The sequence below is a fragment of the Paraflavitalea devenefica genome (assembly GCF_011759375.1).
GTDB lineage: Bacteria > Bacteroidota > Bacteroidia > Chitinophagales > Chitinophagaceae > Paraflavitalea > Paraflavitalea devenefica.
The window spans coordinates 78,145-97,428 of sequence record NZ_JAARML010000005.1; the positions used below are offsets into that span (position 1 = coordinate 78,145).

The 19,284-nt window shown below is 48.7% G+C and carries 17 protein-coding genes; 15 read left to right on the forward strand and 2 right to left on the reverse strand.

All coding sequences use genetic code 11. The features are described 5' to 3' along the window. Positions 1-20: 20 nt before the first annotated feature. Entirely contained in the window at positions 21-629 is a 609-nt protein-coding gene (locus tag HB364_RS25240; protein WP_167291138.1) for a DinB family protein, read from the reverse strand. 218 nt (positions 630-847) lie between these two features. Here HB364_RS25240 and HB364_RS25245 point away from each other — a divergent pair, with 218 nt between their 5' ends. Beyond that, on the forward strand, positions 848-1,669 hold the full coding sequence (locus tag HB364_RS25245; RefSeq protein ID WP_167291140.1) for a class I SAM-dependent methyltransferase: 822 nt from the start codon (positions 848-850) through the stop codon (positions 1,667-1,669). A gap of 888 nt (positions 1,670-2,557) precedes the next feature. Here HB364_RS25245 and HB364_RS25250 read toward each other — a convergent pair. After that, a complete protein-coding gene (locus HB364_RS25250) occupies positions 2,558-3,484 on the reverse strand; it encodes a hypothetical protein (RefSeq protein WP_167291142.1) in 927 nt (308 codons plus the stop codon). Between the two features lie 175 nt (positions 3,485-3,659). On the opposite strand from HB364_RS25250, the gene HB364_RS25255 reads away from it, so the two are divergent. From HB364_RS25255 to HB364_RS25320, 14 genes are all read left to right on the forward strand, one after another. Beyond that, entirely contained in the window at positions 3,660-4,094 is a 435-nt protein-coding gene (locus tag HB364_RS25255) for a GPW/gp25 family protein (protein WP_167291144.1), read from the forward strand. Between the two features lie 15 nt (positions 4,095-4,109). Next, on the forward strand, positions 4,110-5,975 hold the full coding sequence (locus tag HB364_RS25260) for a type VI secretion system baseplate subunit TssF (protein WP_167291146.1): 1,866 nt from the start codon (positions 4,110-4,112) through the stop codon (positions 5,973-5,975). A 5-nt stretch (positions 5,976-5,980) separates the two neighbouring features. Continuing rightward, positions 5,981-6,919, forward strand: a complete 939-nt coding sequence (locus tag HB364_RS25265; RefSeq protein ID WP_167291149.1) for a type VI secretion system baseplate subunit TssG — start codon at positions 5,981-5,983, stop codon at positions 6,917-6,919. A gap of 86 nt (positions 6,920-7,005) precedes the next feature. Continuing rightward, positions 7,006-7,878 carry a TssN family type VI secretion system protein gene (locus HB364_RS25270; RefSeq protein ID WP_167291150.1) on the forward strand — a complete coding sequence of 291 codons (873 nt, stop codon included), beginning with the start codon at positions 7,006-7,008 and terminating at the stop codon, positions 7,876-7,878. Between the two features lie 10 nt (positions 7,879-7,888). Then, on the forward strand, positions 7,889-9,070 hold the full coding sequence (locus HB364_RS25275; RefSeq protein WP_167291152.1) for a hypothetical protein: 1,182 nt from the start codon (positions 7,889-7,891) through the stop codon (positions 9,068-9,070). Between the two features lie 72 nt (positions 9,071-9,142). Next, positions 9,143-9,664 carry a type VI secretion system TssO gene (gene tssO, locus HB364_RS25280; RefSeq protein ID WP_167291154.1) on the forward strand — a complete coding sequence of 174 codons (522 nt, stop codon included), beginning with the start codon at positions 9,143-9,145 and terminating at the stop codon, positions 9,662-9,664. Positions 9,665-9,777: 113 nt separating this feature from the next. Further along, complete coding sequence (locus tag HB364_RS25285) at positions 9,778-10,368, forward strand: C40 family peptidase (protein WP_167291156.1); 591 nt, start codon at positions 9,778-9,780, stop codon at positions 10,366-10,368. A 98-nt stretch (positions 10,369-10,466) separates the two neighbouring features. Then, positions 10,467-11,507, forward strand: coding sequence for a PKD domain-containing protein (locus HB364_RS25290; protein ID WP_167291157.1), 1,041 nt, complete (start codon positions 10,467-10,469; stop codon positions 11,505-11,507). Positions 11,508-11,517: 10 nt separating this feature from the next. Next, positions 11,518-13,989, forward strand: coding sequence for an ATP-dependent Clp protease ATP-binding subunit (locus HB364_RS25295; protein ID WP_167291159.1), 2,472 nt, complete (start codon positions 11,518-11,520; stop codon positions 13,987-13,989). Between the two features lie 324 nt (positions 13,990-14,313). After that, a complete protein-coding gene (locus tag HB364_RS25300) occupies positions 14,314-14,766 on the forward strand; it encodes a hypothetical protein (RefSeq protein WP_167291160.1) in 453 nt (150 codons plus the stop codon). Between the two features lie 55 nt (positions 14,767-14,821). Continuing rightward, positions 14,822-16,216 (forward strand): DUF5458 family protein, encoded by a 1,395-nt coding sequence (locus HB364_RS25305; protein WP_167291162.1) that lies wholly within the window; start codon positions 14,822-14,824, stop codon positions 16,214-16,216. A 180-nt stretch (positions 16,217-16,396) separates the two neighbouring features. Further along, entirely contained in the window at positions 16,397-16,786 is a 390-nt protein-coding gene (tssD, locus tag HB364_RS25310) for a type VI secretion system tube protein TssD (protein WP_167291164.1), read from the forward strand. A 130-nt stretch (positions 16,787-16,916) separates the two neighbouring features. Then, complete coding sequence (tssD, locus tag HB364_RS25315) at positions 16,917-17,306, forward strand: type VI secretion system tube protein TssD (protein ID WP_167291165.1); 390 nt, start codon at positions 16,917-16,919, stop codon at positions 17,304-17,306. A gap of 159 nt (positions 17,307-17,465) precedes the next feature. Continuing rightward, positions 17,466-19,283, forward strand: a complete 1,818-nt coding sequence (locus HB364_RS25320; protein ID WP_167291166.1) for a type VI secretion system Vgr family protein — start codon at positions 17,466-17,468, stop codon at positions 19,281-19,283. Position 19,284 lies beyond the last annotated feature (1 nt).

The following is a 19,284-nucleotide window of genomic DNA, read 5'->3' on the forward strand; positions in this document are numbered from 1 at the left end:
GCCTCTATGCCTTCTTCTTATTAATTCTTAGGAAAACCGGGATCTGCTTTCACTTCCTGTATTTGTTTGGTGTGCCGGGTACTGTGTGCCGCCATGAACAGGATCATCTGGTAGGCGTCCAGTTGACCGAACGGCAGGGCAAGCACATGATTGCGCAGGTCTTCATCCGTTGATCTTACATAACTGATGAGATTGGACCTGCTGCTTTTGAATGATTCCAGCGCATCTGTCATGGTTTTAAAGGGAGAGTTCTCTGGCTTTAAATTGTCGAAGGTTTGCCGTTTCTCCGTCCGGTCTCCTATGTTTTGTACCACCTGTGCATCAGTCCATTTTATTTCAGCACGCTTCTCGGGATTGGCGGGTTGTTTAATACCTCCTTCTGTCATTTGCCACAGCATCTGTTCGGTAGTGGCAATATGCTTCACGCATTCCTCTACGCTCCACCGGTCTGGGGCCGGTTTATACTTCAACTGGGCTTCACTCAGGCCTTTCAGTTCCTGTAACAGGTCTTTTTCTGTGCTTTTCAATAAGCGGACTGCTTCTTTTCTTTCTTTTTTTGAAAGGGGGCTGGCAGGAATAGTAAAGGCAAATGTTGCCAGCGCAAGGGCAAAAAATAGCATCTTTTTCATACATAGCAATTGTAGATGAATATTTAGGTGTCAAAGCTAACCTCTTAACCGGTTTGTGAGCGGGGGTGAATAAGACAATCTATAGGGTGGATTCGGACAAAATACCTTCCGTGTACTGTTTTGCAGGGTAGGAGCAAATAAAGGATACTAAAGTTAATAAACTTTTTTAATCTGTTTTTGTTGATTGCTGAAGATTTCTTAACTTATAGACACAATATATGAATGATACTTCCAGTACAGTTCCTTCCGCTGATTTCTCAGGAGATGTTGCTACTCACTATGATCAATTTCTAGGTCCCTTATTCTTTGAACCATACGCCATAGAAGTAGCAAAACGAATTGACCCTGCCGCGGTTTCTATTGCATTGGAAATTGCTGCCGGAACGGGCCGGGTTACCCGCCATATCCGGGAACGTATTCCCGCCTCAGCAAAATTAATCGCTTCTGATATTAGCGGGGAAATGTTGGCTGAAGCAAAGAAGAAATTAAGCCATCTTGATATTGACTGGCAAAATATCGATGCACAACAACTCCCTTTTAGTGACAATAGTATCGACCTGGTTGTTTGTTGCTTTGGATACATGTTTGTTCCTGATAAGCCAAAGGCATTCGCTGAGGCATATCGCGTTTTAAGACCAGGAGGCATGTTTTTATTTACAACCTGGGATAGCCTGGAGCATAATGCTGCGTCCTATACTTCCAGGTCTATAGCAAAGGAATATTTGGAAGAGCCGTTGCCTGAGTCATATAATCTTGCCGCCTCGATGAGTGATGAAGCTGCTATAAGACAATTATTACAGGATGCAAGGTTTTCAAAAATAGCCATTGAGAAAGTAAAACATTTTTCCGTCAGCCCAACTGCAAAAGAGGCAACATACGGTCTTGTAGAGGGAGGACTTATTTATAAGGAGATCAAAAAGCGTAATCCCGCATGGATAGATGAGATAAAAATCAGAGTAGAAAAAGAACTTGCTGAAAAATTCGGCGCTGCCCCTATGAGTGCCCCAATGAGTGCTGTAATCAGCCAGGCATGGAAATAATAAGGACATGGCACAATAAAAAGTATGCCTGCAGGATTTTATTAATCCTTACTACAATATCCGTATACTGGCGCACAAAGATCCTTACTTCTTCCGGCGTTTCTTTCTGTATCCTTTTGGCAATTTTACTTCTCGTATTGCAATGATATTCACTTATAAGTTAATTTACAAATTCAAGGCTGATACTTCAAGGCCTGGTTCTTCCTGCAAACATATTCTGTCGTCCATCTTTGCCTCCCGCGGGAGCCACCCCTTAGTTGTGCGCTTTTGTCCCGAAGCAGAAGCGAAGGAAAGCCGGGGGAGAGCCCTGTCGGATTGGGAGGCAAGAGGTAATGGAATGCTCAGGGAATGGCCTGAGAGTGGCCTGAGGGTTGCCTAAGAATGGCCTATAGGAGTAGGGTATGCAGGGAATATGTGTGGAATACCTGTAGCCTATCCAGGCAGGATGGCTGCCATTATTGTACCATTCGGCTACCATGCCGCTACAAGCCATAGACAATAAGTGTTCTGCGAGGGCTTGCAGCCCTATTTCCGGGCCTCCGGCCCGCTTTAACCGGACATTCCTGATAGCTGTCCCATAGTAGTCCCCTGGTAATCCCATAGACGACCCATAGTCCTCCCATAGTAGAAGTAAGGGACTAGTAAGCCAGTAGTAAGGGAGTAGTAAGGCAATAGTAAGACAACAGGGGTCAAATGCAGGCGGGACGCCGGTTTATATTGTTTCCGGTTGGCAAACCCACTGCCATGGCGGGTTTGATCGAATCACGCATATTGAAATGTATATTCCCAATCATGGAAAAAGTTAGCATAATAGCTTAATACAATTTAACGCAAAAAGCACCTTTCACCAACAAAAACATACAAAAAATAGGGCACCCATTGGTTAGCTCAGCTTACCGGTACGCCATATTTCCTGGCCTGGTTGCGGATAAACTGGTCAGCCTCCTGGCTGCCATCGGCGCATACCTGGTCCATAGGTTTGCCCAGCTTTTTGGTGAGTGTGGGATTGTTGATCACTTCGCGGGTACCCAATCGCCCCTGACTTTGCAATACAGTGGGCAGGCAGGAACTATCACCCATAAAACCTACTTCGCCGGGAACGGTCACAAAAGAACCGCCAATGCCGCCGTGCGAAGTGTAGAAATATTGTTCTTCCGCATGATCAACACCTATATAAGTAAGGGAAGTATTGCTGAATGAACCGCGGGAATGAACATCCGGATGACGCCTGGCATGGGCCACATACTTTACATTCTCCACTTTCATACCGTCAAGGCAAGGCTGGCGGTCTACCGAATCATACAGCCCCATAAAATATACCTTGACTACGGGGCTCAACATACGCGCCAGGTTGGCCACCACCAATCCACCACGACTATGTCCTACCAATACGATCCGTACATCATTCACCGTTAGCGGTTGTTGTTGTAACAGTTGGCTGGTCACCTGAGTGGGTAGCCGCGCCGGTTCATAAATACCATGCTCAGCCAGCATAGTCTGTTTGTGGTATTCAGCACTTTGCTGGCAACTATTCACGTCATACATGTCCAACGGTCTTACCTGCCTCGAACGGGAAGCGGGGAATAACGTACCCAGCCTATGATAAATAAAATCAAGTGATTGCTGTAAGATCTGCTCCGAATCGCTGCCGGTAATGGTGTTGGATGGACCGTGAAACCAGCGACGATCAATTTGCATAGTACCATATTGAACATCACGTACAAACCGGAAAGTATTACTATTGCTGCCATCTGCTTTCATCCAGGAAGTGGAACCGGTGCCATCAATACCAACAACGATAAATTTAGGCTGCATGAGGATTGGTTTGCTGAACGGGCAACAAATTTTAAACCAATTTAATAATTTTGGAAAGATTTTTGCTTTAACTTTATATCGCTACGCGTAGAAGCCTGCTCAAGACAAATCTCCTTTTGACAGCTTCCCGCTTTACTCAATTTTTATTTTTTCCTTTTACCAACGTTTTCTGATCATGCCCATGAAGTACTATTCATTGCCATTGGATCCTGAATGTCTCATGCAGAAAAAAGAGCATCCTGGCTGCACCCTCAAACAATCAGTGGCCGGCCACCTGCACCTCATCGTTACCACGGCATTTGGTGAAATGCAGGGGGAGCACGAGTTTGGTAATGCTATATGGGAACATGATTTCGACAACCTCGCCACCCGTTCAAAACAGCAGGAGCTGATGAAGGAATCGTTAACAAAAGCAGTCAGGCAACATGAAAAACGATTGGATGCCGTGAAAGTGGAAGTAACTGTTAAACAGGAAGAAATGGTGGCGCTGGCAGTCACCTCACGCATAAAAAAAAGACTGGACATTCTGATAATGGGGCGACTCACGGCTACCAGTGAAAACATTGTTTTCCGGGATAGCTTTTTCGTGGGACCATTGTCGTATAGTTAACCATTTATCTTATCTATGGAGAACAGAGAGCAAATAAAGAACCGGATGATAAAAACGGCCGCCAGGCTATGGGGCTATACGGAAGATGAATCTGCTTCCGCTTTCGATCCCCTGGTCAACCTGCTGTTTACAGCCTGTGCGCTGGAGCTGGAGAAGATTTCCGGGGAGGTGGCCGCCTCCAGGGGGCGTTTGCTGGAAAGAATGGTGCAACTCCTTTCGCCCGAAGTATTGAATGGTCCGCTGCCGGCACATGCGGTGTTGCATGCAAGGGCCATTGAGGAAGGCGCCCGCCTGCGCGACAGTGACCAGTTCTTTGTATCACAAAGAATAACTACTGCTTATGAATCCGGCAACAACCAGTTCAAGGATATCTTCTTTTCGCCTACGGCGCCTTTTCATATCAATAGTGCCGCTGTACAGTACCTCGCTACCGGTTACCAGTTATTCTGTTACCGCGAGAAAATAGCCAAGGAGGTCATAGCCCATTGCCTGCCCGGCCGGGAATTGTCGCCGGCCGTATTGTGGCTGGGCATTGCCGGTAGCCCGTCCAGCCTGCACCAAACACAATGTTACTTTGAGATCAGGAATGAAGTGAACCGCGGGCTGTTCTACAGCAACCTGCCGGCTGCCCGTTGGTACTATGGCGACCGGGAGATCATGGCTGAGCCTGGCTACAACCAGGAAGAAGTGAGTGGTGAGCGGCTGGACATAGAAGAACTGCTTACCCGCAAGAACACCAGCTCTTACAAGATCAAAGAGCAGGTGAATGCTTTTTATAAAAACCGGTTCATCACCTTGTTGGAAAAGGAGAACGTAGCAGGAGCCGGAATGCCCATGCCGGCCGAACTGCTGCAATGTTTTGATAAGAAAGACCTGCAAGGGTTACAACAACAGTCCCTGCGCTGGATAAAGATCGTTTTCCCGGAAAACATACCGGCTGCCGTACTGCAGGATGTAGTATGCCACTTCAATTGTTTCCCGGTCATCAACCGGCAATTGCATGAATTATCCTATCGTATGCACGACCTGGTGAACATCATTCCCCTGCAGGCCGCCGATAGCTTTTTTGACCTGCATGAAATAACCGACCAGGAAGGGACTATCTACAACCTGCGCACCGTCCGGAAAAATGAAAAGGAAAAACTGTCGGTGCTCCTGCGCCAGGGCGGTATAGCCCGGTTCGACGAGCGCAATGCAGCGGCCATCGTGGAGCACATCATCCAGTTGCTGAGTGATGAGAGTGCGGCGTTTGCAGTGTTGGGCCGTGAATTTATGGCAGGCGAAATGAAACAATTGCAACAGCTCATCTATAAACTGGAGCAACAGTTGCAGAACAGGCAGCTACACCGGGAGCATACGCCTTTCCTGGTAGTGCGGCCCACCGGTACTGAAAAGATCAATAACCTCCTCATCACCTTCTGGAGTACCGGAGGCAGTCAGGGTAACCAGGTGAAAGCAGGGACCAGTCTGCAGACTTATAAAACAGCCGACGGCTATCACCACCAGGATATCATCCTGGTATCCGGTACCGTGGGCGGGCGCGACCGGCTCAGTGCCGCTGAAAGCATTACTGCTTACAAGTCGGCGCTGCTGTCCCGCGACCGGCTGGTGAGCCTGGAGGACATCAAATTATTCTGCCAGTTACAACTGGGTAATAAGGCTCAAAAAGTACAGGTGGAAAAAGGGGTGATGGTAGCGCAACAGGTAGCGCAGGGATTTGCCCGCACCATTGATGTACGCATTGTGCTGAGCAGGAAAGATTACCTCGACGCACAGGAAAAGAACCAGTTAACCTTCTGGAAAGAGGACCTGGTGCTGCAGTTGTCAAAGAAATCTGCAGGCCTTACCCCTTTCCGGGTATTCATAGAAGAAGCAGCTTAATACACATGCACCAAATCATTGACATAGAAAAACTATTCGAAGAACTATCAGCCAACCGCTATGATATAAAAGCAGAGGCATTGATTGGCCAGGTGCTGCAACAGGCTGGCGCTGGGGATATCGTGGCGATTAACGACGGACGGTTTTTCCGCGAATACCGGAAAGACCTGTATGGGATTGACCGCATCGAAGATTCCTGGAAGCAACAATTGTTGCAACTGCACCTGTCGCGCACAGGTTTGTACGACCTGTTGCCCGAAGGGCTCTTTCATCAGCCGGTGGGAGAAAGCAACCGGAATGATGCAGCCGGCAATATGGCGGCGTATAGCAGGCGGGATAAAAAGAAAGAAGCGGCTGCGCGTAAATTCTTTCAGCCCCTGGAGAACAGTTTCTTTTTACAGCGGGTACAACTGGAGAAAGAAGAAATGCGGTTGCTGACAGGGATAGACAGTGGTTTGCTGGCGGATTACTTCTTTCATTTCTGGGGATTCCCGGAAGGGCTGAACAGGAACAGCGGTGTATTGCTGGTGTTGTTATTGCCTTATGCGCATGTGATTGCCGGTAACCTTGCCCTGATGCAAAGCTGCCTGCAGATATTGTTGCAGGAACAAGTAACCATCTGGCAGGTAGCGCCTTCCATGAGTTATGCCAATGAGCAGGAGGGAGGACTAGGGGAGCAGGCGCTGGGCAATGATATGGTATGTGGTAACCAGTTTTGGGAAGACCATACTTGTCTGCAATACGATATCGGTCCGCTGCAGCATAGCTATCCTTCCGAGTATGTGCAGGGAGGGGAGAATGACCTGGTGCTGGAAGTATTCAACAACTACTTCGCACCGGTAGAAGCAGACATTACCATCAATATTGAAGTAGACCGTGAAAAAGCACTGATCAGATTAGATGAAGAACACAGCCCGATATTAGGTTATTCAAGTATGCTATAAAAATCATGTCACCCTGAGCTTGTCGAAGGGTGCTTTGGAAAAGACTTATCGTAACCATTGCAAAAGCCATAAAACAGTACGACAATATGGAAAGATTAATAACACCAGACCTCAATAAGGTGTTGATGTTACTGGGCATCGGGTTCCTCAGCCTTTCCCTGATCCTCGGCTTCGTGGCCCGTAAGATCCGGAACAGCTTCAAACCTTTCAGCAAGCGGGCTATCCTGTACCTGGTAATAGCCGCGCTGTTATTTGCCCTCACCGGTCTTATCATAGGGGCGCCCTTATTCAGCAGCTATACCGGGTATTTTATTTTCTTCCAGGTGCTGTTCCTGCTGTATGGTACGGCCCATGTATACCTCATGGAGCGCAAACTGCCCTGGGGGGGCGACAGGGCTTTCTGGCCCGACTTCATCTTTACCTTCCTCATCATGGTGGTAGGCGCTGTGGGCTTTGTGCTGGCTTACCGCCTGATGAACCGGGAAGGATTGGAGATAGCGCTCATGCCCTCAGTATTGGTATTCGGGGTGCCCCTGTTTGTATTGTACACTTTCCGGCAGGCTATGGCGCTGCCGCCCAAAGTATTGAAACAATGGTATTATCCCGTACATCAGCCGGTGGAAGACCCGGATGAAAGCAAACTGAAGAACCTCTTGCTCATCAGCTTTGAATTTCAGAAGAAAGGCGAGGATGCCTGGTATACCAACTTCAGGGCGAAAGCGCCTACAGATATGGAACTGGGTACCCTGTTCTATTACTTCATCAATGATTACAATGAGCGGCACCCGGAAGGACGTATCCATTTCGTCAACGGGCAGGGATCGCCACATGGATGGATGTTTTACAAGAAACCCAAATGGTACAATATATTCACCAGATACGTAGATGCAGACAGAACGATCTTTACCAACAACATCAGGGAGAATGATGTGATCGTATGCGCACGCACGTTTGAATAAATCATTACGCATGGAAGCACAACAGGAATTTTTGCCCGTGAACTGGGCCAATGGCATGAAGATCAATAAAAACCATTTTATTGCGCAGGATCATGCATTCACCTGGCGGCAGGCGCAGACTGTGGGGAGTTTTCTCAATGAGCACAACTATGGCCTCTTGCCTTTGCTGGACCGTCACCAGGCATCGGTAAAATTGTTCCTCTCGCTCGATAATGAACAGACTATACACCTGCGCATACAGCATTGCCGGGCCATTACCCGGGGCGGTTATGTGCTGGAGTTTGACAGTGATACAGCGCTCAGTGGTCAAAACCTGGCAGTTACTGTACCTGGTTTGCAGGTGCCCTTCAGTGAGCTCAAAGGTTTGTCGGAAGCCTGGTACGTAGTGCTGTCCGTCAATCCTTATGAACGTATTCCTTTTGGTCCGGCTGATCCGGGCGAATCTCCACCCCGCTTGCCTTTTACCATGCCTGCCTATAGCCTGCACCTGTTGCCGGTGAATGAAGCAGGAACCCTGGCGCCGGGCAGTGGCCAGGTGCCGGTAGGGAAAGTGGTGGTGGAAGAACAGGTGGTCAAACTGGTGGAACAATACATACCGCCCTGTACCGCTGTGAACAGTCATCATGAACTGTTGGAAGTACATGCCGGCCTGGAACAATTCTTCGGACAGATGGAGCTTTATGCCCTGCACATTATCCAGAAAATATTGCAGAAGAAACAACAGAATGAACTGGCCGATGCCATTCACCTCATCTGCCAGCAGATAACCGCCTATACAGCCAGTGAATACAGCAATTTCCGGTTAACCTATCTCTACCAGCCACCGGTATTCATGATCACAGCAGTAACCGGGCTGGCGCGGATGCTTAAAAACAGTATGGACTATTTCACCGGTACCAGCAAGGATGAGCTGGTGAGCTACTTTACCGAATGGTGCGGCGTAACACAGGGAGAACTGGAGGGCGCGATAGTAACTGTTTGTAATTACAAATACAATCACCTGGATATTAATGAGGCGCTGGATAAGGTGCTGAGATTTACACAGATCATTTCAGCGCTCTTTGCCAACCTGTCCAGGCTGGAATACATCGGTAAGAAAAAAGAGGCAGGCATATTCGTGAAAGAGCAGATCCTGGTGCCGCAGCATGAGAACGGAGCAGTAAAAAAACGGAGAAGCTTCCTGGCTGATTAGGCCGTGGTTCGTGTCCGCTGTGGTTCGTGTCCCCACGAACCACTCAAACAATTGACCATTAAAACCATAAAAATGCAAACTGTAGTCAATACCCGGGAAAGGGACCGGGCATTTTTAAAGTTCCTTTTCTTTTTCGTCATCACGGTATGCCTGGTTTCAGGTGCTATCTATTTCGACATGCGCATGCCTGCCAAAGAAAATGAAGTGCTGCGGCAGCAGGTGAGCCGTTACCGTACCCAGAGCCTGGCGCAGGAGAAATTTGCCAACAGTATGGACCATGCCAAAGTATTGATCGATTCCCTGCGGCAGCCCGGTGTAAACAGCATGTACCTCAACCAGCAGATAGCAGTACGTCTGCGGGAGCTCACCGACCTGCAATACAAAGACAGCAGTATTTACAGCCGGATGAATAAAAATATACTCGACCTGTTCCTGCGTTACCAGGATGCGACCAACAAGGTAGTAAGCATGGGGGATATGCCCGCAAAACTGGAAGATTACAAATCGAAGTATGAGCAAACGCAGCGCGACCTGGACCAGGCCCGCCGCGACCTGGACCTCCTGCGCCGCGCCAGCAATGCCGCGGGCTATTAACTGATCATTGAATACTGAGCATTGAACACTGCGTTCTGCCCCTTTAGGGGCTACCGCTTTGTAGAAATTAACATAGACAAATTCATTTGCCCCATAGGGGCAACCCTTGAGCGATGAGTAAACATGTAATATTATATTTTATCATAGCAGTCCTGGCAATTGCGTGCGGCAACAGTAGGAAAGCTGCCAGCAATTGGCAAACCATTGTGGTAAGCACGGCCGATAGCAGCAATCGCACCCTCGCTGCCTTGAGCCCCGATCAACGCCTGCGGGTGAAATATGCCGCCTGGCTGAAAACCGATCCCGACAGTCTGAAAAATATGACCCTCTACCAGTTTATTGATAAATGGATGAAAACGCCGTACCGTTGGGGCGGCACCGATGAAAAAGGGATTGATTGTTCTGCCTTTATGCAACGCCTGCTGCAGGATGTATACAATATCCCCGTGCCCCGCACATCGGTGGAACAGTTCTTTACTAAAAGTATAGAGCCTTTTCATGACGGTCATTATTTCGCTGAAGGCGACCTGGTCTTTTTTGCGACCATTCCCGGCAAACCGGTTTCGCATGTAGGGTTTTACCTGCAAAACCGTGTTTTTGTCAATGCTTCCTCTTCACAGGGCGTTAGCCTGGCCAACCTCGATGATCCTTACTGGAAGAAACGGTATGTGGCGGCAGGAAGGGTGAAGCGGTTTCTTAACTGAACATTGAGCATACGGTATTATTAGTATTTAGTCAACTGCTTTAAACCGCGGTAGCAACCCGAAACCCCAAACGCGAAACCCGAAACAATTATTCAATGATGGAAAATAAAAAAATACAACCGGCTTACCTCGATGATAAGATCATCATCACCATGATCATCCTTAGCCTGGTGGCATTGATGGTCACCGCTTTCCGGTATAAGAGCTATGAACCCTGCCTGGCTTTCCATATCAAAGCGAAGGCTGAATACTACCGTACCGGAGAGCCCATCCGTTTTGAAACAGATGTCCGCAATGGACAGGAATTCCGTTGGGAGTTTGGCGACAATGAAGTGAGCCAGACCAATATATCTTCCGTGGTGCATACTTACGACGTGCCCGGGGAATATACCATCACCCTTACGGTGAATGGAACATGCAGCGAATACAAAACCATCTACATCACCCGGGCGCCTAAACTGGAAAATCCATTGCTGCTGCCCACCTTTGTCTGTCCCCAGTCGGCAGAAGTAGGGATGCCCGTTACCTTTACTGATACCACGGCAGGTGCGCGTAGCTGGGAATGGCGTTTTGGCGAGACGGCTGCCATAGATGCCACTTCCTCCACTGCCAGTTATGTATACAAAACTCCCGGACTGAAAACCATTGCCCTGGTCATCAATAACAATGTGCAGCAAATGGCTACCTGTAAAGTCTTTGTGAACGAAGCGGCACGGCCAAAGGACAACAATAACCGGCGCAACCGGCAGCCCGGCAATATCATCGTGATACCGGCCAAGCCTGTTACGCCCACCCTGAATGAACAGGCCAATGAACAACCAGCCATGAAAGAACCTCCCAAGCCAATGGGCGCCAGCATCAGCAAGCAGGACCTGGAAGGTAAGCTGCGCATGGTGGCCAGCAATTTCTTTAAGGCAGAAGGGTTTACCCCTTATCTCTGCAACAACCTGAATATACCGGTAAGCCTCAATGGAGAGGAGATCACTTTCGTTGAGTTCTGCAACAAGCTGAGCGCCCTTAAAGGCGAAAAGAAAATTAAAGAGCTCAACGTGCAGCAGATCAAGAGCAGTGAAACCAATTGCATCATCAGCCTGAATGTAAGCATGAAGCTGAAAAAAGGCTTCCTCGGCTTATTCTAAAATATATTTTATGACAGAACAATTGAGCGGCATTCACTTATCAGAAACCACCAAACGTGTAAGCCATATAGCGCAGGCGCTGGCGCGCGAGAACATGCACCCACGCATTGGAACGCCGCACTTGTTGAAAGCCCTGGTGCACAAAGAAGCCGGACTACAGCCTTTATTAAAACAACTACAGAAGGATATTTATTACATGGAAGAATGGGCCGATGTGCGGCTGGAATCACTGCCCAAAGCTACCCGGCTGGATGATGTGCTCAGCAGCGACGAGCAGGTGAAAGCCGTGATGGATGAGGCCGATATCATCCGGCTCATGACCGGTAAGGACCAGGTAGAGCCCCTGCATATACTGGCAGCACTCAGCACGCCCGGTGTAGGCTTCAGTTATGAACAACTGAAGACCTTTCCCCTCCAGCGGCAGGAACTGGTAACGCAGGCTGTGCAGGAAGATCCCTTACAGAAAAAAAATGGTGCATCATCTCCTGATCAATCAAACGAAGCATTTAGTCAGCAGGCATTATTAAAATACTGCGTACACAAAAATATCCGGGCGCGTGAAGGAAAGACAGACCCTATTGTAGGCCGGGATAAAGAGATCAGGGCTATGGCAGAGATACTGAGCCGGCGCTCCAAGCCCAATGTATTGATCATTGGCGATCCGGGGGTAGGGAAGTCGGCATTGGTGGATGGATTTACACAGTCTATTGAACAACGTAAGGTGCCTGCCTTCCTGGAACAGGCACAGGTGTTTGAACTGGACAATGGTGCGCTTGCGGCAGGCGCTTCTTATAAAGGAGAGGTGGAAGAACGTCTGAAAAGTATTATCCGCGAGATCAAGCAGTTTGATAAAGCCATCCTTTTTATTGATGAGATGCATGTGCTCATGGATAAACAGGGTGCTATGGCGGGTGCTGCCAACCTGCTGAAGCCTGAGCTGGCACGTGGGGAAATTACCGTCATCGGCGCCACCACGCCCGAAGAGTACCGCAAATACATTGAGAAAGATGAAGCCCTGGCCCGCCGCTTTGATGTCATCAAAGTAGAAGAACCGGATGCGGCTGTTGCTTACAGGATGATGAAGATCATCATGCCGCGCTATGAACAGCACCACCAGATACAGGTAGACAACCATACCCTGCACGAAACCATCCGCCTGGCCAAGCGTTATGTCAAAGACCGCCGTTTGCCGGATGCTGCGATAGACCTGGCCGATCATGCCATGGCTGCCTTACGGTTGACCCGCGATACCGGCGCCAAAGCTGTGCAGGAGATGAAAGCCCTGTTTGAGGAATGGCAACAGCCGGGCAACCAGCATACAAAGGAAGACTGGCAATGGCATTACCAGCAGCTCAGCCAGCGGCTCAGCCCTGTACTATGGGCGGCTGTACCGCCTGCCGCTGGTCCTCTGGAGCACATGGACCCCGACGCCTGGATCGTTTACCTGCAAACAATATATGTATTGCTGGAAGAGGCTGCGGCGGATGACAGGTTATTGTTAAGCAATGCCGATGTGGCAGCCATCGTGGCTTACCGAACAGGTATTCCCATTGGCAAGGTGCAGGCGCAGGAGCAGGACCGGTTACTGAAAATGGATACCATTCTCCGGCAACGGGTCATCGGGCAGGACCATGCGATCCGTTCCATCAGTGAAGCGATCCTCGAATCAAGGGCTGGCCTGGGGAAACCCGGACAACCATTAGGTTCTTTCTTTTTCCTCGGGCCTACCGGCACCGGTAAAACGGAGCTGGCCAAAGCGCTGGCCGATTTTCTTTTCCAGGATGAAAGCGCCATGATCCGGTTCGATATGTCGGAGTTCAAGGAAGAACATGCTGCCGCCTTACTCTATGGCGCGCCGCCCGGCTACGTAGGATATGAAGAGGGAGGCTTGCTGATCAATAAGATACGCCAGCAGCCTTATTCCGTGGTGTTGTTTGATGAAATTGAAAAAGCGCATAAATCAGTATTCGATATTTTCCTGCAGATCATGGATGAAGGCAAGCTGCACGACAAACTGGGGAAGGAGGGCGACTTCTCTAATGCGCTGGTGTTGTTTACCTCCAATATCGGCAGCCAGTTTGTGGTGGATGCATTTAACAGGAATGAGATACCTGATTCCGGGAAACTGATGGAGATCATGAGCCAGCATTTCCGGCCTGAGTTCCTGGGTCGCCTGACAGAAATTCTGCCTTTTGCACCCATGACCACGGCGATGGTACGGAACATACTGGATATTCAATTACGGGGGCTGCATGCTTTATTAGAAAAACAAGGCATTCGTTTGTCCCTGACAGAGAATGCCAAAGAGCAATTGGCGAAGATGGGTTATGCGCCCCAATATGGGGCGCGGCCATTGTCGGGCGTCATACGGAACCAGTTGCGGCGGCCGCTGTCGCGCATGATCATCAGTGGGGAAACGCCCCCGGCATCAGGATGGACATTGGACGCAGACGCCGCAGGCAAACTGGTGTGGATAAAATGACACACCAACATCACACGCTGCGGAGAAACGATTAATTTCCCCGCAGTGTCTCCCGGAGGGGACGCTGCGGATTAGGAAGAGGAGTAAATACAACGTTAACTCCATGTAAACTTTTTGATGAACAAGGGTATGTGGGGATTTTTTACTAATTTACTTGTGCAACGCCGTTATTTTAATTTTTAGGAATAGTATTTGCGTTTATTTTTGTTTTAAGCAACCCCGTTAGTTTTTCCCCTAAACAAGTAAGGTCAGCAATTAGCAGCAGTACATCATGCCTATGGTGTATGAAGGCTGTATTTTACCATATACGTAAAACGATAAACTATGTCTATTGAACCTTATGGAATAGGTGGCACCGAGGTGAAAACCGACGCCTATGAAGCCTTTGCAGATATTCCACAGAACCGTGTATTGCTGGCCGAGAAGCTGACACACGAGCCACCCGTGAAACCGGATATCGTGGAAGGACTCACCAGCATTGATGATGCCTTTGAGCACTACAAGCCGAAAGTGGACATCACCTTTGAAACAGAAGAAGGTGCCATGCGCAAAGAGACCCTGCACTTTAAAGGGCTGGCCGATTTTGGTGTTAAAGGCATTGTGGCCCAAAGTGAATACCTCGGTGATGTGAATATGAAGCAGTTGCAATACCAGAAGATCATCCGCCAACTGAAATCGAATAAGCTGCTGAAGCAGGCGCTGGCAGGTGAAGAAAGCAGGGAGCACCTCATCAAGGCACTGCAGGCGCTGGTAGAAGAGCTGGAAACAGCCAGGTAGTTATCGCCGGTAACTAATCATTGTAAAACCATCCAACCACGTATACCTTATTATTATGAGTACAAAACTTACCAATGCTACGGTGCCGCAGGAAGACATTGCTGTGCAGGAAACATTGAGCCCCGTACGTCAGTCCGCCGAACAATTAGAAAGAAGTGTGCAGGGATTGGCTAAATATGGCGGCTTCGACCTGCTGGAATCAGCCATAGATGCCGTGCAGAACATCAACCCGGAAAGAAAAGCACGCAAAAAAATATTCCTCGAAGAGAACGCCAAAAAAGAAGAAAGGGCTGCCCTGAAAAAAACACTCCAGCTATGGCTGGAAGTGCTCAAAAGCTCCAAAGACATTACTGATATGGTGCACACCTGTGAAGAGCGTTCCGCACAGGCCAGCCAGGTATTAAAGAAAAACCTGAAAACGGCCATCCAGGAAACAGCACAACTGGAAAGGTCCTACCGCTCCCTGGCGCTCTTCTTTAAAAATACAGAAAGCCTCAAAATAAAGAACATCTCCATCATCAATGTAGAGCCGGAACAACTGAAGGACCTGGACAATACCCGGTTCATTGATTCCATCCGTACAGAGCTGCTGGAGAATTATGACCGCCTCGATCTGCGTAATAACTATAGTATATTGGTATTGCCCGGCTACCTCGGCAGCAACAAAGTAGTAGAAAAATGGGCCAAGATCGCTTATGAAAGCAAGGTGATGCTGGTCACCGATTTTGAGAACCTGGATACGCCCGATGATGTAATGGAACTGTTTGAGGCAGCCAACCTCACCAGCGGCGATCCTTACCGCTCCAATGTGATCATGACCTGCAACTGGCTGGTAGGCCGTGGTAAATTTGATGAAGTTGATGAAGCAGAAGACCTCTTTGTGCCACCGGCGGCCGCACTGGCAGGCAAGGTATATACCACCCTCATGTCGCAGGTAACGGCCGGTAAAAAATTCGGCGGTATCAATGAAGTGGATGGCGTCCGTTTCGACCTGAAGAAAAGCGAAATAGCCGGACTGGAAAAGCTGGGGCTTATTCCCATGGTAAAAGAATACGGTAAAGTAATGGCATTCTCTGCCAAGACCTTGTTTAATGGCGATAACCTTGGACTGCAGACTTATTCTGTAGTAAGGGTGTTTGACTACGTAACCAAGGTGATGATGGACTTCCTCAATCGCCGCACATTCGAAAACTTCAATGCATCTACACGCAAAGAACTCAACGGACAAATTGTGAAATTCCTGGATGGCATAACCGGTCCCAGCAAACTGATCGAAGACTTTGCGATCAAACGTTTTGAGCAGGACCCTGTTCAAAAAGACCGGATATACCTGGATATTCACCTGAAGCCTTATTTTCCTGCCAAAACCTTTTTGATCAAACTGGAAGGCCAGAAGGGTGATGATGCCGATAAGGCAGAATGGCAATCAACGTATGAGCAGAATAAATAGGTTTCATTCTCTCCCCCTAAAACACGTTTAACGAAGACATTAAGTTAAGCTCATTGCTGGAATAGGCGATGGTGCCTGGTTGTCTGCCTACAGCGGCAGGGGATCATGCATCGCTATTCCCCCAACACTGTTTTTTATTATTTGGTCTTATACCTTTTTTAATTTTTAAAACCATTAAGTATGTCTTTCAAGTCAAAACTCAAAGTGGCTGGCAAAGAAGTAAATGTGCTGGCCTGCAGCTATGCGCTGAAACAGGAAACCGACGCTACCGGGCGTCCTTCCTCCATTACCCGCGGCGGTAAGATCACCCTCACGATTGAATCCACCGGAGATACCAGCTTCTTCGAATGGATGACCAACAATTTCGAGCGTAAAGATGGGTCTATTGTTTTCAGCAAACGGGATACCGATGCTGCACAGAAAACACTGAATTTCACAGAAGGTTACCTGGTAGATTACAAGGAGAACTTTGATAGTACCGGCGATAGCCCCATTACTGAAACGTTTACCATTAGCGCCCAGACCATTGAAGTGGGAAGCGGTAAACACGTAAATGAATGGGTAAAATAAAATATCCGTTGCAAAAGGGTGGGCAATTGCTTCACCCTTTTGCTGCTGAAGCACACGATCACATCGTCCCGGTTCGTGTCCTCACGAACCGGAATGAGCAACGACACGATCACCAATTAATCTATTTTCCATGTCATTCATAGCAAAATTAAAAGTAGACGGAGACGAGGTCAATGTACTGCATTGCGCTTTTCGCTTCTCACAGGCTACTGACGGCACCGGCAAGCCTACCGCCATACCGCAGGGCGGATCTGTGACCGTAGTGGTGGAAAGTAATGGCAGCACCGACCTGTTTGATTGGATGGTGAGCCCTACCCAAACCAAAAGCGGCACGATCACCTTCTACCGCCGGGATAATATGAGCAAATTAAAAACCCTGGAGTTTTCAGATGCCCATTGTGTGGACTACTATGAAACCTATGACCACAATACTGATAATCCCATGCAGGTACAGGTAACGTTGAGTGCCAAAGAAGTAAAAATGAATGAATCACAGTTCAAAAACAACTGGCCTGAATAAGTCGCCAGCCTCTGGCTGGTGACGGGTATTTCAAAGCCTCCGGCTTTGGTCGAATGTTGCCTTTTTCCGGGACATCACTGCCGGGACGTGAAGCAGGAGCATAGTACGTTCTTTTAAAAGATTGGTTCTCTTATAACCATAAACGACATAACATTTTTTATGGCACAACTCATCAGTAGTAACCTTAGTATTGCCGGTAATCCCATACGGCAAATAACCTCTTTTCAGCTAACCCAGCAGATATTTGATCACCATTATTTCAGGCTGGTCTGCCCCGCCGAATCTATTGACGGGCTGGGCGGCAGCATGCTCCAGGCCTCGCGCAACCTCATAGGAGGTGTACTCCAGGCATCCGTAACGCCTGTGGGCGCAGCAGGTACCTTACAGTTCAAAGGCATCGTAATGCAGGTAGAAGCCGACCGTTTCAGTGGCCATGCAGGCAATCTCATCATCTCCGGTTGTAGTCCCACCATTATCTTAGACAGTGGCCCTCACTGTAAAAGCTGGACGAAAAAGGCCGTCAAAAACATTGTGCAGGATGTGCTCAAACACTTTCCGCAAAACCTGTTGCAGCCACAGGTAGCACCGCTCTATCCCGAAACACTGGCCTATACCGTACAGTATAAACAAACTGCCTGGCAGTTCCTGCAATACATCTGTTCCACGTACGGCGAATGGCTCTTCTATGATGGAGAGCAACTGCATATAGGCCCTCCTCAGGCCGGTAGCGCCGCTTCTTTAACCTTCGGCAGCAGCCTCAGCCGCTTCAGTATGGCCCTGCAGGTGAATCCATCCAACAGTAAGATGATGGCTTATGATTACCTCAACCACGAAGTGTACGACAGTACGCCACAAAGCATAGAAAGCAAGGCGGGGCTGAATGAGCTGGGCAAGCACGTACTGCAGGCCAGTCAGGCAGTATACGCCTCCCAGCCCAAACTCTGGAACAACCAGTTCTTCTCCAACAAGAAGCAGTTGGATGATGTGCTCAATATCAAGGCTGCCATGCAAAGCAGCAACAACGTGCGATTTGCCGGCAGCAGCGACCATCCTGGTTTAAAACCAGGCGGCACCATCAGCGTACAGGGACGTAACCTGCTGAACCTGTCCAATGAAAATTATGGTGATTACCTCGTCCTTTCCATCAATCATTACTTCGATGGACAGGGCAACTACAACAACGACTTTACGGCCATACCATCCGGGATCAAACTGCCGCCGCTTGGCAAACAGATGACGCCCTACAGCGAAACGCAAAGCGGCATGGTGACCGATAACCATGACCCCGATGGACTGGGCCGGGTAAAAGTAAAATTCCATTGGATGAATGGTGCGGAGAAAACGCCGTGGATACGGGTTACCAGTCCGCATGGCGGTGGTGGCAAAGGGATGTTCTTCATTCCCGAAATAGGGGAGGAAGTTATTGTGGGTTTTGAAGGAGATAGTCCTACCAAGCCCTATGTGGCAGGCACTGTGTACCATGGAAAGGCCAACAATACCTTCAGCAATGGCAGCAATGATGTGAAGGCGCTGCAAACACGCAGTGGCAATAAGGTGGTGATGAATGATAAAGACGGGAGTGTTTTTGTGGAAGACAAGGATGGTAACAGCATGCTCATTGACGGGGCTGGTAACATTACGGTGAAATCCAACAAGACGGTGATGATAGATGCTGTGGATGAGATCACTTTCAAGACCAAAAAGATCACCATGTTGGCGGAGAATGAGATATACATGGAATCCAAAAAGTTCGACGGGCAGTTGTCTGAAACGGCGACCCTCTTTGGAAAGAATGAAATGAATGTGCAATCGAAGTCGGCCGTCAATGTGACCTCTGAAAATAAAGTAGACATTGGTGGGCAAACGGAAGTGTCTGTGACGGGTACGGAGAAAGTGTTACTTTCTTCCACTGCTGTGCAGGTACAAAGCCAGGCCGATACCTGCATCGCCGCCGCTACCATCAAATTGAATTGTTGAT

Bases quoted from the DNA above. Each gene is read 5' to 3' on its own strand.
- HB364_RS25240 (WP_167291138.1), bottom strand. From the start codon at position 629: ATGAAAAAGATGCTATTTTTTGCCCTTGCGCTGGCAACATTTGCCTTT.
- HB364_RS25245 (WP_167291140.1), top strand. From the start codon at position 848: ATGAATGATACTTCCAGTACAGTTCCTTCCGCTGATTTCTCAGGAGAT.
- HB364_RS25250 (WP_167291142.1), bottom strand. From the start codon at position 3,484: ATGCAGCCTAAATTTATCGTTGTTGGTATTGATGGCACCGGTTCCACT.
- HB364_RS25255 (WP_167291144.1), top strand. From the start codon at position 3,660: ATGCCCATGAAGTACTATTCATTGCCATTGGATCCTGAATGTCTCATG.
- HB364_RS25260 (WP_167291146.1), top strand. From the start codon at position 4,110: ATGGAGAACAGAGAGCAAATAAAGAACCGGATGATAAAAACGGCCGCC.
- HB364_RS25265 (WP_167291149.1), top strand. From the start codon at position 5,981: ATGCACCAAATCATTGACATAGAAAAACTATTCGAAGAACTATCAGCC.
- HB364_RS25270 (WP_167291150.1), top strand. From the start codon at position 7,006: ATGGAAAGATTAATAACACCAGACCTCAATAAGGTGTTGATGTTACTG.
- HB364_RS25275 (WP_167291152.1), top strand. From the start codon at position 7,889: ATGGAAGCACAACAGGAATTTTTGCCCGTGAACTGGGCCAATGGCATG.
- tssO (WP_167291154.1), top strand. From the start codon at position 9,143: ATGCAAACTGTAGTCAATACCCGGGAAAGGGACCGGGCATTTTTAAAG.
- HB364_RS25285 (WP_167291156.1), top strand. From the start codon at position 9,778: ATGAGTAAACATGTAATATTATATTTTATCATAGCAGTCCTGGCAATT.
- HB364_RS25290 (WP_167291157.1), top strand. From the start codon at position 10,467: ATGGAAAATAAAAAAATACAACCGGCTTACCTCGATGATAAGATCATC.
- HB364_RS25295 (WP_167291159.1), top strand. From the start codon at position 11,518: ATGACAGAACAATTGAGCGGCATTCACTTATCAGAAACCACCAAACGT.
- HB364_RS25300 (WP_167291160.1), top strand. From the start codon at position 14,314: ATGTCTATTGAACCTTATGGAATAGGTGGCACCGAGGTGAAAACCGAC.
- HB364_RS25305 (WP_167291162.1), top strand. From the start codon at position 14,822: ATGAGTACAAAACTTACCAATGCTACGGTGCCGCAGGAAGACATTGCT.
- tssD (WP_167291164.1), top strand. From the start codon at position 16,397: ATGTCTTTCAAGTCAAAACTCAAAGTGGCTGGCAAAGAAGTAAATGTG.
- tssD (WP_167291165.1), top strand. From the start codon at position 16,917: ATGTCATTCATAGCAAAATTAAAAGTAGACGGAGACGAGGTCAATGTA.
- HB364_RS25320 (WP_167291166.1), top strand. From the start codon at position 17,466: ATGGCACAACTCATCAGTAGTAACCTTAGTATTGCCGGTAATCCCATA.